This window comes from Metalysinibacillus jejuensis (assembly GCF_003057615.1).
Lineage (GTDB): Bacteria > Bacillota > Bacilli > Bacillales_A > Planococcaceae > Metalysinibacillus > Metalysinibacillus jejuensis.
Map to the genome: position 1 here is coordinate 87763 of NZ_QAFW01000003.1, position 15433 is coordinate 103195.

The following is a 15433-nucleotide window of genomic DNA, read 5'->3' on the forward strand; positions in this document are numbered from 1 at the left end:
CGCGTAAGCTCCTCATAATAAAGAGCTTACGCGTATTTTTTACTGTTGTTTTTTACGTAAAATATGCACGAGAAATGTTAAAGCAAATGCGAGAATTAATACCGCAAAAAAAGCATAGTGAGAAACTTCAATACCAACGACGCTTAATCCCATCTTCAATGCAATTACACCAATTAATAAAAATGCCGTCGTCTCTAATTCTGGTACGCGATCAATGAGCGATACAAAAAATGTAGCGACGGTTCGCATCACTAAAATGCCTAACATACCACCCATTAATAATACCCAAACTTCACTCGAAACCGCAAAGGCTGCTAAAATGGAGTCCACTGAGAACGCCACGTCCATGACTTCTACTGTTATGACGGTCGCCCAAAAAGTACCAAACAGACGTACAAGCCATGAACTTTTATTAAACTCAGCTTCATTCGGTTGCTCTTTTTTTTTAAAGTGAGAAACGGAGAGCCATGCTAAATACAGCGCGCCTGCTAATTTAATAAACCAAAATTTCACTAAGTAAACACCAAGCCCGATAAAAATAAAACGGAAGAAGTAAGCACCAATTAAACCGTATAATAGCGCTTTTTTCCGTTGTTTTTTAGGCAAATGGCGCACGAGTACCGCTAAAACGAGCGCATTATCTGCAGATAGCAACCCTTCTATAATAACGAGAGATAAAATCAATCCCCACGCTACAGGATCAGTTAAGACGACTCTCCACATATGCCAATCAAAAAATTGAGCATAGGTGGCTAAAATTTCTTGCCACATGCGTAGCATCTCCTTTTGCTTGTTTTCTTATCTATACCCTTCTCACCTAGATTAATGCGCTTACATCTTCTAAGTTACGCAAGTTTATTAGAATTAACTAAATATTCAAACCTTTAGTGTTTAAAGTATGTTACTATAGATAAATGTTTATTATAGAATATGGAGGTTGACACAATGGAAGAAACACAAACAACAGTCGTTCAAGTGGAGAACATTTTAATTGCACATCAGTTTCTTAAAGATGTCGTTGAACATACACCACTACAAAAAAATGAATACTTATCAGAGAAGTATGGTGCCAACATCTATATTAAACGCGAAGATTTACAACACGTGCGTTCGTTTAAATTACGAGGTGCCTACTATAAAATCAAAAAAATTGAACAGGATGCGCGCGCTGCAGGCGTAGTAGCCGCTAGTGCTGGTAACCATGCGCAAGGTGTAGCTTATGCTTGTGCGCAACTTAAAATTAAAGCTAGCATCTTTATGCCTCAAACGACACCAAAACAAAAAATTGACCAAGTTCGTATGTTTGGTCGTGACTATGTTGACATTATTTTGTCGGGCGATACATTTGACGATGCGGCAGAGAGCGCAATTAAGTTTTGCGATGAGCATGAAAAGATTTTCATTCACCCATTTGATGATGTAGATGTTATCGCGGGGCAAGGTACGGTAGCCGTAGAAATTATGAATGATATCGAAGAACCAATCGATTATATTTTTGGGAGTATTGGCGGAGGCGGCTTAATGTCTGGTGTTGCTGCCTATGTTAAAAATCTATCACCACAAACTAAAATTATCGGCGTAGAGCCAGCTGGCGCGGGTAGCATGAAAGAAGCCTTCGCTCAACAGCACCCTGTAGCGCTTGAATGGATTGATAAATTTGTCGATGGTGCAGCTGTCAAACTCGTTGGTCAACATACGTACAACGTCTGTCAGCGCTATTTAGATGATATCGTTCTCGTTCCTGAAGGTAAAGTGTGCACGACGATTTTAGATTTATACAATAAGCACGCAATTATCGCTGAACCTGCAGGCGCTTTATCTGTAGCAGCTATTGATAGCTATGCTGAACAAATTAAAGGCAAATCTGTCGTCTTTATTATTTCAGGCGGTAATAATGATATTGGACGTATGCAAGAAATTAAAGAAAAATCACTAATTCACGAAGGTTTATTATATTACTTCATTGTTAATTTCCCACAACGTGCGGGTGCACTGCGCCAGTTCTTATCTAATGTACTTGGGCCTAATGACGATATTACAACGTTTGAATACACGAAGAAAAATAATAAAGAGAGCGGCCCAGCACTTGTTGGTATTGAAGTTGGTCATCGCGATGATTATCCTGGTTTACTCGAGCGCATGCAAAAATTCGGCTTCTCTTATAAAGAAGTTAATAAAGATATTACATTATTTGGCTTACTCGTATAACCATCAAAAAAGGCTTGAGCGTCTGCTCAAGCCTTTTTGTTTTAACCTAATAACGCGCGGTCCGAGTTCATTTTTTCGCCTCGAATCGCTTCGAACTCTGCCATTAAATCTGGAATAGTTAAGTGTGGCTTACGTTGTTCTTCTACTTCTAAAATAATTTGACCTTTGTCCATCATAATTAAGCGGTTACCAAGATCGAGCGCCTGTTGCATATTATGCGTTACCATCAACGTCGTAAGTTGATCTTGCGCAACGAGCTCCTTCGTTAGCTGTGTAATAAGCGTTGCACGCGATGGATCGAGAGCTGCTGTATGTTCGTCTAGTAGTAAAATAGAAGGCTGCGTAAACGTTGCCATTAATAGAGACAGTGCTTGACGCTCACCACCCGATAATAAGCCAACCTTCGCGCCTAAACGATTTTCTAAATTTAAATGCAGACGCTCAAGTGCGGTTCTAAAAATATCACGACGTTTTTTTGTCACGCCCATACGCAAGCCACGCGGTTTATTACGCGAATAAGCGAGCGCGATATTTTCCTCAATCGTCATAGAAGGTGCTGTACCAGCCATAGGATCCTGGAATACGCGTCCAATATACTGTGAGCGTTTAAACTCTGGCAGTGCAGTGACGTCCTTCCCATCGATGCTAATACGTCCATAATCAGGCGTCAATGCCCCCGAAATCATATTCATCATCGTTGACTTACCTGCACCATTACTACCAATGATGGTTACAAAATCACCGGGCTTGAGATGTAAATTAATATTACCGAGTGCCACCTTTTCATCAGGTGTGCCTTCATTAAATGTTTTTTGAATTTGTTGTAGTTTAAGCAAGCTCATTACCTCCTTGCTCCACTTTTGTACGCATCTCAGCGAGGCGCTTTGCCTTACGTTTGCGCTCCTTATACTTATCAATCATTTGCGGTAAAATCAGTGCAATAATAACGATAACCGCTGTGATTAATTTCATATCACCTGAATCAAGGAAGCCTGATTTTAGTGCTAGCGCTAATACAACACGGTAGATAACCGCACCGATAATAACAGCTAACGTCGTACGCATAATCGTTTTTGTACCGAGGATTGCTTCACCAATAATGACAGAAGCTAAACCCGTTACGATCATACCAACACCCATCGTTACGTCCGCCGCTTTATTAACTTGTGCAATTAGTGCGCCTGCTAGCGCAACTAAACCATTGGATAAGCCTAGCCCTAAAATAATAAGGCGATCCGTATTGGCTGAAAAACTACGAATCATGCGTTGGTTATCGCCCGTTGCACGAATAGCTAAACCGACTTCTGTTTTTAAGAACCAGTCTACAAATAGCTTAATGATAATAATAATAACGAGCCCTACAAAAAGTGCGCTCCATGTTTTTGGTACTTTTTCGAAACCAAGTCCCATCAACGCGCTCGTAATAGCAGCATCAATACCTAAATTGCCCCACCATGCAGCTACTGTTGAAAAAATCGTATCTACATTTAATAAAGGAATGTTAGGACGCCCTACAGAATTTTCTAATGTAAAGCCCATAATGCGTAAATTAATAGAATAAAGTGCAATCATCATTAAAATACCGGATAGTAGTGGATTAATATTCCCCTTTGTATGAAGCAAGCCTGTAATACAGCCTGCTACAAAACCTGCAAGTATCGCAACTAGTGTTGCAATAACAGGGTTATAGCCTAATACAATCATCATCGCAGCTGTTGCCGCGCCAGTTACAAAGCTACCATCTACCGTTAAATCGGGAAAATCAAGCACTCGGAAGGTTAAATAAACCCCGAGTGCCATAATTGCATAGATGATTCCCTGCTCAACTGAACCAAATATTGTAACGAACATTTCGAATCATCTCCTAGTTGTTAGTCAATCACTTCTGCGCCCCAGCTATCTTTAACCTCAATGCCAAGTGCGTCTGCTGCTTTTTTATTAACGACTAATTTTAAGTTTTGAGGGTATTGTGCCGCAAGCTCTGCTGGCGTTGCCTCACCTTTTAAAATTTTCGCTGCCATTTCGCCAGCTTCATAACCAATATCTTTGTACTCAAAACCATAAGCTGCTAAGCCGCCACGTGCTACTGAGTCTAATTCGCCTACGATAACTGGAATTTCATTTGTTTCACCTACATCAATTACTGACTCCAATGCCGATACTACTGTGTTATCTGTAATGATGTAAAACGCATCAACCTTGCTTGCTAATGATTCAGCTGCTTGTTTTACTTCTGATGAGTTTGATGCCGAAGCCTCGTCAATTGTAATGCCTGCTTCTTTAGCAGCTTCTTTTACTTGCTCTACTTGTGCTACTGAGTTTTGCTCACCAGCGTTGTATACCATACCAACTTTTTTAGCACCTAGCTCATCTTTTAAGAAAGCTACTGTGTTTTTAATTGTATCTGGGTGCAAATCAATTGTGCCTGTGGCGTTTTTGCCTGGCTTATCCATTGACTCAATTAACTCTGCGCCAACTGCATCTGTTACAGAAGTAAAGATGACAGGAATATCACTCGTTGCCCCCATAGCTGCTTGTGCAGAAGGTGTTGAGTTAGCAAAAATTAAATCAACATCGCTACCTACAAAGTTTGTAGCAATTGTTGTGTTAAGGCTGTTATCACCTTGTGCAATTTGCTCGTCAAATGTTACATCTAATCCAGAATCTTTAAGCGCTTGTTTAAAGCCTTCTGTTGCTGCATTTAGTGATGGATGCTCAACAATTTGTGAGATCCCCACTGTATAGGATTCGCCATTTCCTGTCGAATTATTATTTTCATCATCATTTTCTTTCGGCTGTTCTGTAGCCTTATCTCCGCCACCACATGCTGCAAGTACGAGCACGATAGAAAGTAGCAGCAATGTTAGCCAGTTTGATTTCTTCATCATCTTGATGTCCCCCTTATGTCTCAATTACTAATTTATCGCTATATTACAGTGCTTTAAAACGTTCGTCAACAAGGGTTTCAAATGTTCTGACACTTTATCGGGGTAAATTATTTTTGTTTTTGGAGCGATTCGCCGCTTTAAACCACTAAATCGCCTAATTCCTAGCCTTAATTACTTTTTTAATATAATTAAAAAACTTTTTTTATTTTAGTGTATTAATATACTGAAATTTCCTTCAAATTGACTTCATACGCCTACTATATTAGAATATTACTTTGCTCAACGTGGTTCGTAACCATCCCACGAAAAAAAACTAAGGAGAAAAAAATATGAAAATTAAGCTATTAGCTGTCAATGCTACCGTAGCAGCTTTATATGTTGCTCTAGCACTCGCTGTAAAACCCATTGCTTTCGGTGAACTGCAGTTCCGCATACCTGAAATTTTTAATCACCTTATCGCCTTTAATCCGTTATTTATGCCTGGGGTGATTCTCGGTGTATTTATTTCAAATTTAGGATCTGAATTAGGACCTATCGATTTAGCATTTGGTGTAGGGCACTCTGTCATTACGCTTGGACTTGCTATTATTATTTTTAAATTTGTACCTAATATCAAAGCACGCCTTGCTATTATGACGTTGCTCTTCACTTTCACTATGTTTATCATTGCTTTAGAGCTCGTACTCGTATTTAACTTACCATTTTTATTAACATGGCTATTTGTCGCTGGCGGCGAGTTAATCGTGCTAGCTATTGGTGCACCGATTATGTATACGCTTAACAAGCGTTTAGATTTTAAAAATATGTTATAAACATGCAAAAAGGCTTGTGCGCCGCACAAGCCTTTTTATTATGTTCTTTTTACGTTTAGTCTCATACTTGCGTTTCAATTAATTTGACTTAACTGACAATTGTCGGTATTATGAGAAAAATTACTACAGCGTCGCTTGCATATAGTAATGCAAGGGCAACTTGAGGAGTGCAGATGAGATGAGTACAGTACAGACAAAAGGTTATTATGGGCAATTTGGTGGCAGCTTTGTGCCCGAGGATTTACAAAAGGTGCTTGATATTTTGGACGAAAATTTCCAAAAATACAAAGATGACGTAGACTTTAACAAGGAATTATATTATTACTTTGAAGAGTATGTTGGTCGCAAGTCACCGCTTTATTTAGCTGATAATTTAACTAAACGCTTAGGTGGCGCGAAGATTTATTTAAAACGCGAAGATTTAAATCATACAGGTTCACATAAAATCAATAATGTCCTCGGACAAATTTTATTGGCGAAGCGCATGGGTGCTAAACGTGTAATTGCCGAAACAGGCGCTGGGCAACATGGTGTAGCAACCGCTACAGTATGCTCTATGTTTGGTATGGACTGCACAATTTATATGGGCGAGGAAGATACGAAACGCCAAGCACTAAATGTATTCCGTATGGAGTTGTTAGGCGCTAAAGTAGTTGCCGTTACAGAAGGGCAAGGTCGCTTAAAAGAGGCCGTTGACGCAGCATTTGCTGATTTAGTCGAAAACTACGACCATACCTTTTATTTATTAGGCTCTGCAGTTGGTCCGCATCCATTCCCAGCAATGGTAAAGCACTTCCAACAAGTAATTAGTGAAGAGAGCCGCGAGCAAATTTTAGCAAAAGAGGGTAAGCTTCCTGCAGCTGTAGTAGCTTGTGTTGGTGGAGGTAGTAACGCCATCGGTTCATTCGCACATTATATCGATGATGAGGATGTACGTTTAATTGGTGTGGAGCCTGACCAAGCAGCTTCTTTAAATGAAGGTGTACCCGCTGAGTTACACGGTTTCCGTTGCTATGTACTACAAGACGAGCAAGGTAACCCGCTTCCTACCTATTCTATTGCCGCTGGGCTTGACTACCCTGGTTGTGGTCCTGAACACTCTTACTTAAAAGAGATTGGACGTGCAGAGTATGTTACGATTTCAAACGAAGAAGTACTGGATGCTTTTAAAGTATTGTCACGCGAAGAAGGCATTATTCCAGCACTAGAGAGCTCACATGCCATTGCACACGCGCTAAAATTAGCGCCAACACTTAGCCCTGACGAAAGTATTATCGTTACCGTGTCTGGTCGCGGTGATAAGGATGTTGAGCAAGTGTTTGACATGCTATCCTAACAAAAAAGTGGCTGGAACAAAAGAAAAATGTGAGATGATTTTTAAAATCATCTCACATTTTTTTGCTTTTAATAAATATAACTAAGAAAAAAACTAAGAAAAAAACTAAGAAAATGAACAAGTGTTTTTTATATTTTCTCAAAAAATCGAGTTATGTCCTAGCCTCTTCGTTCATTAAAGCATAGGATAAATTTCAGCTACATTTTCGCGTAATTTAGCTTTTAAAAACTTACCAACAGACGTTTTAGGAATTTCGTCTAAAAATACGATGTCATCAGGCATCCACCACTTTGCAAAATGTGGTTCTAGTACAGCATATAACTCTTCTTTCGCTACATCGGTACCCTCTTTAAGTACAACGCAGGCTAATGGTCGTTCCTGCCACTTTGCATGTGGCACTGCGATAACTGCTGCTTCATAAACATTAGGATGCGACATGAGCGCGTTTTCTAAATCGACAGAAGAAATCCATTCGCCACCTGACTTAATTAAATCTTTTGTGCGATCTGTAATTTTAATTAAACCATCAGGCGTGCGTACAGCAATATCTCCCGTATATAGCCAACCATCACGGTAAGCATCTACGGTACGCTCATCTTTATAATATTCATGCGAAATCCACGGCCCGCGTAAACGAAGCTCACCCATCGTAGCACCGTCCCAAGGTACCTCGCCATTTTCATTAATGATGCTTGAAGTAATGCATGGCATCGTCATCCCTTGTGTAGTACGTACGGCTACTTTGTCATCCGTCTCCCAATCTTCCATCCATGATTGATAATTTGACATCGCTACAATTGGTGTCGTCTCTGTCATACCATAGGCAGAAATGTACGGGATATTATAGTCTTCTTCAAAAGCACGAATTAAATGTTGAGGTGAAGCCGAACCACCACAACAAATAGCACGTAGCGAGCTAATATCACGGGCTTGTTTTTCTTGAATATGCAGCGCACTTAACCAAATTGTCGGCACGCCTGCTGTTAAAGTTACACCTTCTGCCTCAATCATATCTAAAATGATTTCTGGCGTGAAATTAGGTCCTACTAATACTTGCGTTGCTCCTACATTTACACTCGCAAAAGGAATGCCCCATGCATTTACGTGGAACATTGGTACGATCGGCATTGTTTTATCTGCCTCGCAAATGCCCATTGAATCTACCATACTAAGCATCATGCTATGTAGTACTAACCCACGATGTGTATATACTACCCCTTTAGGTCGGCCTGTCGTTGCGCTTGTATAGCACATGCTTGCAGGATCATCTTCTTGTAAGTCTGTCGGAAACTCAAATGCTTCATCTGCCTGTGCTAACAACTGCTCATAACAATGAACATTCGGTAAGGTCGTCTCTGGTAAAGCCTCATCCGTCATAATAATATAATGTTTTACTGTTGTTAACTGCGATGCAATTGCTTCAATCGTTGGCAATAAATCGACATCAATTAATAAAATTTCGTCCTCTGCGTGATTAATAATATAAACTAAATCATCCTCAGATAAACGGATATTAACCATATGTAAAACTGCTCCGCTACAAGGAACTGCAAAATACGCTTCTAAGTGGCGATGTTGATTCCAAGCAAATGAGCCAACCTTCATCCCCTTTTCCATACCTAATGTTGTTAATGCATGTGCTAAACGGCGTGTGCGCTTTGCCCACTCTCCGTATGTAATACGATGTATATGTTTGTCACTTGTGCGCGAAATAATCTTCTTCTGCGAAAAATATGTTTCTGCGCGATGTAAAAAGTCCGTTAGTACTAATGGTGTTTGCATCATAACTATCCCATCCCCCTTGGTTTTATTCCCCTTGTTCCAAATTTATATAATATTTGGATAATTATATTATAGTCAGCTTTTAAGCGGTTAATCAATGAATTTTTTATTTTTTCTAGCTATTTTACGTTTTAGCTACAAAAAAAGACTTAGCTTTACGCTAAGCCTTGGCGACAAATCGTGCTGTCGCATGATGTAATTGTTTAGACACTTTAGCTATTGCGCCTGCATTTTGATAAAGCGTATGCATCTGTCGCATTTGATCCTCTGTTAATTTTTCCACATCACGTGCATAACTAGCATTTTCTTGCGCGAATGTTGTTAAAGCGGTCGCTGCCTCAGCTACTTGCGCCGTATGATGTAAAATTTCTTCTAACGTATGTGAGACTTCAACAACATGTGGTTTCATATTATCTACCTGCTTAAAAATATCGCTAAATGTAGTGGCAGTTTGTGAAGTAATCGTGACACCTTTAGCTGCTGCTCCGACAACCTCATCCATCATAATAACTGAGTCAGAGGACGCCGCCTGAATATCACGCACAATCGTTGTAATTAACTTTGTAGAGTGAATCGATTTTTCTGCTAAATGTCTCACTTCATCTGCTACGATAGCAAAACCTTTACCATGTTCTCCAGCATGAGCAGCTTCAATTGCGGCATTAAGCGCTAATAAGTTCGTTTGTTCAGCTAGCGCTGTAATAACATCGACGATTTTTTCGATATCGCTAGAACGATTAGCCATCTCTTGCACAGCCTTGCTTGATTTTTCAGCAGATTGCTGAATATGCTTCATCTGCGTCATATTATGGCTGACAATAGACGTACCTTGTTGTGCCTCATGCAATGTATAATCAGCAAATTGTGCCACATCTTGCATGCGAGCCGTAATTTGTTCAATCCCTTGCTCTACTTCTTGTAAAGACGCTTCATTCGTACTGAGCTCTGCACTAGATTGTACAGTAGCTTGTGAAATACGCTCAATATGCGCTGCAATTTGCTTAGTAGAGGCGGTCGTTGTAGAAGTAGTTTGCTCTAACGTATCCGCTACTTGTGTCACATCACTTGCTGTCGTCTGTACCGTTGCTAATAGCGTTTGGACTTGCGTAACCATTTGATTATAAGACAGCATAACATCCCCTAATTCATCACGAGCACTGTACGTCGCCATTGAGGTAAAGTCGCCTTGCTCCGCTCGTTTCAATAACTTTTTCAGCTCTTGTGTGGGAATGTGGACAGCGCGTGTAGCTACTATACTCATACCGATAACAAGTATGACGACAAATAAACTTACTGTACCGAGTAATTTGTAACCGAACGCGATATCTTTTTCATAGTTTGCACGTTTAGTAGTCGCTGCTTCAACAATATGGGCACTCGTATCGCGCAAAATGGCAAAAGTGCGTTCACTCTCTGGCAAAAACGTCGTTTCATACCAGGTGGTATCGCTTGGCTTAGTATTAACCATTTGTTGTAGTTGCTCAAAACCTTTCTCATATTGTTTAGCTAATAGCGGTACTTTATTATCTAATTTAAGCCCTTTCCAACGCGTGACTGCTGCATGCATTTGTGGTACAGCTTCATTACCCATAGCTGCTTTATTAAGCAGTTGATGCGTCTCTTCGATTTCGTTTAGCCAAATGAGTGGCTCCAATGCTTGTTCATATGTACTTGTCGCTTGCCACGACATTTTTCTTAAATAGTCCATGCTAAAAACACCTAATAAAACGTTAGAAATGACACAAATAAACATCAGTACAACTAATTTGTCTTTTACTTGTACGTAACGCAGTAAATTCATATTTTTAACTCCTCATACACTTGTCTATTTATCATAAACGCTATGTATCTTTATGATGTTAGTGCTATGTAAAAATTTCGTTAAGTTTGCACTAAAGATAAAAATAAAAAAATAGCGTATACTATATGAAGAAACTCATAGAAGGTGATTATATGGACGCTCAAGTCACACAATGGATTAAACAATTTCAACAAGATAAAGATGCCGATGCCTTACTACATTTAAAGGAGCATTGCGCCGTTATGATTGAGCCTCTAATTGAGGAGTTTACACAGAAATACGGTGAAGAAGCAGGGCAATTACTACGGTTAAAATGGGACAAACATTTCTTTTTTATCTTTACAAAGTACCAATTAGATGTAGGGCTACCATTAGAAACATTCGTACAAAATACGTACCGCTTTTATTTTATGCAAGTGTTGCGACGTGCAGGTTATAAACAATAAAAACAGACTAAGATTAGTAGTACAAACCAAGGCCATGGTTTGTGCTACTAATCTTAGTCTGTTTGTTATGGCAAAGTAATGGTAAATAATGTGCCTTGCTCACTTGAGTTTACAGTAATTGTACCGCCGTGTAGTTCTACAAGCTGTTTGGTAATCGCAAGCCCTAAGCCTGTACCACTACTGTCACTAGTAGTATTTGTTCCTCGGTAATAGCTCTCAAATAAATTATCTAGCTCATGTTGAGGGATGCCCGTACCAAAATCTCGCACGGTAATTACGTTTTCTTGTGCCTTCACTAGCACTCTTGTATGTGCAGGCGTATGCTTTTTAGCATTGGTAATAATATTATCTAACACACGTTGCATTAATAATTTATCGGCTTCAATTATCGCTGGCTCACGTACTTGTACTTCTACTTCTTCGTCACTAAACTGAGGCAACCAATCTTTTAAATTAATCGCTTCACGTGTTAGCGTAATTGCTTTATTTTTTAATTGATACGTATATGTTAAGTCCTTAATTAACGCATCCATATAAGTTGCCTTCTCTTGCATAGTTGCCGCAAAGTGACGTACCTCTTGCTGCGACCATTCATAATCAGAGTTAAGCATAGCGGAATAACCATAAATCGAACTTAAAGGCGTTTTTAAATCATGAGATAACCCCGTAATCCATTCTTCACGTAACTTTTCGCTATTTTTAATTTGACGTTCATTATAAGCAAGACGTGTAGTTAAATTATTTAAAGATTCATCAACTGGTTGATATAAATTGTATTTCCGCTTAAGGCGTTTTGTTTTTGATTTATACAAAGGATTTTTCGTAGGCTTGGCATAATCAAACTGAGCTAGACGTTCAATACGGGATAAAATATAGCGCACTGGGCGCACAAAGCGGCTCGAAATCATTAACGAAATAATAATAACGCCGATTAATAATAAAATATGAACGATAACAAATACAGCAACACTTGTTTTACTCACTTCACTCATTAACTCAGCAAATGTACGCTGTAACTCATTAGGTGTACGCAACACGATAATAGAGTCGTCTGCTTGGCGAAGTATTGCACGGTGCTCCTTATATTCAAAAGTAAGTGCTTCCGTTTCAATAAAATCAGCAGGGCTTAATACAGAACGTTTATCGCCTAAAAAAGCAACTCGTTCGTTATTAATATAATGCTCTGCTGTAATTTTTTCTTGTTGTAACAAAGTAAGGAGTTCGGGTGATGCTTCACTCGTTAACAATGCTTGTACAATATCAGACGTGCGTCCTACAAATGGATCATTTGCGATAAAATAAAGTACATTGCCCTGATAATCCCAACGCTTAATTTTACGATTTTTCAGCGTTGTCCAGTCCTCTTTGCATAGTGTACAGTCCGCATCTGTTGTTACTAGCATGTCTAGCTGAGGTGTCATTAAATATAGTTCGCCATCATTTTGAGCGGCTTGTAAAGCAAAGCCTTCATCAATTACCCAATTTCCCTGTTGATCTTTATAAACACTTTCTTCAATTTCAAAAGGCTCAACTAATAAAATATCAGCCCCGTGCCGCTTCGTTTCATAGGTAATAATAATACCAACCGTCAATAGTAATGCGGCGATAATCATAATATAAAACATAGTAAAATATAGAACAAAGCGTAATGTCAGTAGGTTTAGCTGCCTCATTTAGCGCTCACCGACCAACTTATAGCCAATGCCACGCACCGTTATAATGACTTTAGGTTTACTTGGCATCGCCTCGATTTTTTCTCGTAATTTACGAATATGCACCATAATTGTATTGTCATCATAAATAGGATCTCCCCACACATGATTATAAATTTGCTCCTTTGATAACACTTGCCCCGCATGCTCACATAAATACTGCAATAAATAAAATAAACGCCCACTCAACATTTCTGTATGACCATTTACCGTTAACTCAGCTGCATCTACATTAAATGTAAAATTAGAAAAAACATAATTATTTTTGCTGACACTTTGCTTATGATAGCGAGCAAGGTGCACTTTAACACGTGCTACTAACTCTAACGGGTTAAAAGGCTTCGTAATATAATCATCAGCCCCACTCATAAAACCTTTTAATTTGTCCGCATCGCTAACTTTAGCCGATAAAAAGAAAATAGGCGCATCTGTTTTGGTGCGTAGCGTTTCGGCAATAGCTAACCCTGTACCATCAGGTAGCATTACATCAAGCATATAAAAATCCGCTAGTGGCTGTTGCAAAGCACACGCCATACTACCACACACTGTAACATGCTTAAAACCTTCTTTACGTAAAATAATTTCAATCATATCTGCAATAGCCGCTTCATCTTCTACGACTAAAATTTTCGTCTCTAACACAAGCATCCCTCATTTTAAGATTAGTTTAAGATAGAGATTACCTTAACATAAGCTCCATCCTTTAAAGTTACTATTAACTTATCACAAGGAGCTTATAATTATGAATAATTGTCGTGTTACTTTTATTGACGGGTTACGAGGGCTGAGTCTGCTCGGTATTTTGCTTGCCAATATGCTAATTTTTCAATTTGGGATGTTTAACAAAGATACCCTTACCTTAAACCGCTTTGATACAGGCGTGTTGCATGTCGTACAGGTTGTTATTGAACATAGCTTCCTCCCAATCTTCACCGTACTTTTTGGTTTTTCTCTTATTAAGATGATTGACGCTGTACGCCGTCGTAAAACGAAAAGTCGTTGGACGATTTTACGTCGTGCTATTGGTTTAATTGTGCTAGGTCTACTGCATAGTCGCTTTATTTGGGATGGCGATATTTTATTTTCGTACGGGATTATGACACTATTACTTATCCCATTTATTAACCGTAAGGCCAAAACTTTATTTATTTGGGCAGGTATTTTTACTGCTTTAATGTTAATTTTAGGTATTGGATCAAGTATGACACCTGTTGGAGAAGCAGATATGACCGAAGTTCCTGCAATGGTAGATTATATGAAACAAGAAAATGAGGTATTACAAAACGGCTCATACGCAGCCATTTATGACTTCCGTAATAATGTGGATATTCCTATGTTTGGAGACGACGAAAGCGCAGGGGTATTTATGCTAATTGCAATGATACTTGCACCTATTATGTATGCTCCTTTATTTTTACTGGGCATAGGGCTAGCAAAAATTAATGCTTTTACTAAGATGAATCAAGAACAAAAATGGTATCGCACACTTAGCTTTTTTGTACCCGTCGGTTTAGCTTTAAAAGCCAGCAGTATTTACCTAGGAGAAGAAAATGGCTTTAGCATGACACTTAGCTTGTTTGGGGCCAACTTATTAGCTGTTGGTTATATCGCACTCTTTGCGATGATTTACCATAGCACAGCCATACAAAAAATCGCACCATATATCGAGAGTGTTGGCAAACTTTCACTCACAAATTACATTATGCAAAGTGTCATTTGTACTACAATTTTTTATGGCTACGGTCTTAGCTTATTTAATAAATTAGCTGTATGGCAAGGCGTACTGCTTGGGCTTGTGATTTACACACTACAAGCTATTATTAGCCGCTGGTATTTACAATTTGCTAAACGTGGGCCATTAGAATATGTTTTACGTATGTGGACGAATTTTTCATTTAAAAACTAGGACGTGTCTAAAAACTCTACCTTATTGCGTCAATTTGAAAATCGCAGCGATATAAACGAATGCCAAAAAAGAAGTGGCTAATTTGTCGTAACGGGTTGCCACTCCGCGAAAGTGTTTGATTTTATTGAAAAAGCATTCGACTACGTGACGCTCTTTGTAGAGATGCCAATCGACAGACCACGGTTCTTTGGCGTTCGTACGTGGTGGAATCGTATAAGGTGCGCCTTTACTTGTCAGTTTGTCGCGAATCGCCTTTGTACCGTACGCTTTATCACCTAATACGTTACTGCCCGCGATTGGAAGTTGGTCGAACATATCACAAGCAGGTTGGCTATCATGCACGTTTCCAGCTGTTAGTTGAAATAACAATGGGTTGCCTAACGCATCCACAATGGCATGGATTTTCGTTGTTTTTCCGCCACGACTTACACCGATGTGTTGGGCAACTTCGGTATCGATGGCGTTTTTTTTGCCCCCGCACTATGTTGGTGAGCGCGAACGCTTGTTGAATCGATGCTTACGTTTTCAAAATCAGGTTCGAT

The 15433-nt window shown here is 39.3% G+C and carries 14 protein-coding genes and 1 riboswitch; of the genes, 5 read left to right on the forward strand and 9 right to left on the reverse strand.

Features of this window, described 5'->3' with window-relative positions; all coding sequences use genetic code 11:
• Window positions 1–39 precede the first annotated feature (39 nt).
• Window positions 40–771 (reverse strand): TerC family protein, encoded by a 732-nt coding sequence (locus DDE80_RS02440; RefSeq protein ID WP_235612259.1) that lies wholly within the window; start codon window positions 769–771, stop codon window positions 40–42.
• A gap of 174 nt (window positions 772–945) precedes the next feature.
• Between DDE80_RS02440 and ilvA the strand changes: the two genes are divergently transcribed.
• On the forward strand, window positions 946–2208 hold the full coding sequence (ilvA, locus tag DDE80_RS02445) for a threonine ammonia-lyase IlvA (RefSeq protein ID WP_108306099.1): 1263 nt from the start codon (window positions 946–948) through the stop codon (window positions 2206–2208).
• Window positions 2209–2249: 41 nt separating this feature from the next.
• Here the strand turns inward: ilvA and DDE80_RS02450 are convergent, their stop codons facing one another.
• From DDE80_RS02450 to DDE80_RS02460, 3 genes are read right to left on the reverse strand one after another with little or no spacing between them, the layout of a single operon-like run.
• A complete protein-coding gene (locus DDE80_RS02450; RefSeq protein WP_108306100.1) occupies window positions 2250–3044 on the reverse strand; it encodes an ABC transporter ATP-binding protein in 795 nt (264 codons plus the stop codon).
• Window positions 3037–4059, reverse strand: coding sequence for an ABC transporter permease (locus tag DDE80_RS02455; RefSeq protein ID WP_108306101.1), 1023 nt, complete (start codon window positions 4057–4059; stop codon window positions 3037–3039). Before DDE80_RS02455 ends, DDE80_RS02450 begins: the two co-directional genes overlap by 8 nt.
• Window positions 4060–4079: 20 nt before the next feature.
• Window positions 4080–5096 carry an ABC transporter substrate-binding protein gene (locus DDE80_RS02460; protein WP_427901789.1) on the reverse strand — a complete coding sequence of 339 codons (1017 nt, stop codon included), beginning with the start codon at window positions 5094–5096 and terminating at the stop codon, window positions 4080–4082.
• 278 nt (window positions 5097–5374) lie between these two features.
• Window positions 5375–5419, forward strand: a riboswitch (PreQ1 riboswitch).
• A 6-nt stretch (window positions 5420–5425) separates the two neighbouring features.
• On the opposite strand from DDE80_RS02460, the gene DDE80_RS02465 reads away from it, so the two are divergent.
• Both DDE80_RS02465 and trpB read left to right on the forward strand, forming a co-directional pair.
• On the forward strand, window positions 5426–5908 hold the full coding sequence (locus DDE80_RS02465; protein ID WP_108306102.1) for a QueT transporter family protein: 483 nt from the start codon (window positions 5426–5428) through the stop codon (window positions 5906–5908).
• Between the two features lie 178 nt (window positions 5909–6086).
• Window positions 6087–7244: a tryptophan synthase subunit beta gene (gene trpB / locus DDE80_RS02470; protein ID WP_108306103.1), complete on the forward strand. Its 1158-nt coding sequence runs from the start codon at window positions 6087–6089 to the stop codon at window positions 7242–7244.
• A gap of 174 nt (window positions 7245–7418) precedes the next feature.
• Here the strand turns inward: trpB and DDE80_RS02475 are convergent, their stop codons facing one another.
• Together DDE80_RS02475 and DDE80_RS02480 are read right to left on the reverse strand one after the other, a co-directional pair.
• A complete protein-coding gene (locus DDE80_RS02475) occupies window positions 7419–9029 on the reverse strand; it encodes a long-chain fatty acid--CoA ligase (RefSeq protein WP_108306104.1) in 1611 nt (536 codons plus the stop codon).
• Window positions 9030–9186: 157 nt separating this feature from the next.
• Window positions 9187–10827: a methyl-accepting chemotaxis protein gene (locus tag DDE80_RS02480; RefSeq protein WP_108306105.1), complete on the reverse strand. Its 1641-nt coding sequence runs from the start codon at window positions 10825–10827 to the stop codon at window positions 9187–9189.
• Window positions 10828–10979: 152 nt separating this feature from the next.
• Between DDE80_RS02480 and DDE80_RS02485 the strand changes: the two genes are divergently transcribed.
• The gene (locus DDE80_RS02485; RefSeq protein ID WP_108306106.1) at window positions 10980–11273 is read left to right on the forward strand and encodes a hypothetical protein; all 294 of its coding nucleotides are present in this window, start codon (window positions 10980–10982) and stop codon (window positions 11271–11273) included.
• 65 nt (window positions 11274–11338) lie between these two features.
• Here the strand turns inward: DDE80_RS02485 and DDE80_RS02490 are convergent, their stop codons facing one another.
• Window positions 11339–12946, reverse strand: coding sequence for a sensor histidine kinase (locus DDE80_RS02490; protein ID WP_108306107.1), 1608 nt, complete (start codon window positions 12944–12946; stop codon window positions 11339–11341).
• Entirely contained in the window at window positions 12947–13627 is a 681-nt protein-coding gene (locus tag DDE80_RS02495; protein WP_108306108.1) for a response regulator transcription factor, read from the reverse strand.
• A 100-nt stretch (window positions 13628–13727) separates the two neighbouring features.
• On the opposite strand from DDE80_RS02495, the gene DDE80_RS02500 reads away from it, so the two are divergent.
• Complete coding sequence (locus tag DDE80_RS02500; RefSeq protein WP_108306109.1) at window positions 13728–14891, forward strand: DUF418 domain-containing protein; 1164 nt, start codon at window positions 13728–13730, stop codon at window positions 14889–14891.
• A gap of 21 nt (window positions 14892–14912) precedes the next feature.
• Here DDE80_RS02500 and DDE80_RS02505 read toward each other — a convergent pair whose 3' ends face one another.
• The gene (locus DDE80_RS02505) at window positions 14913–15350 is read right to left on the reverse strand and encodes an IS5 family transposase (protein ID WP_108306110.1); all 438 of its coding nucleotides are present in this window, start codon (window positions 15348–15350) and stop codon (window positions 14913–14915) included.
• Window positions 15351–15433 lie beyond the last annotated feature (83 nt).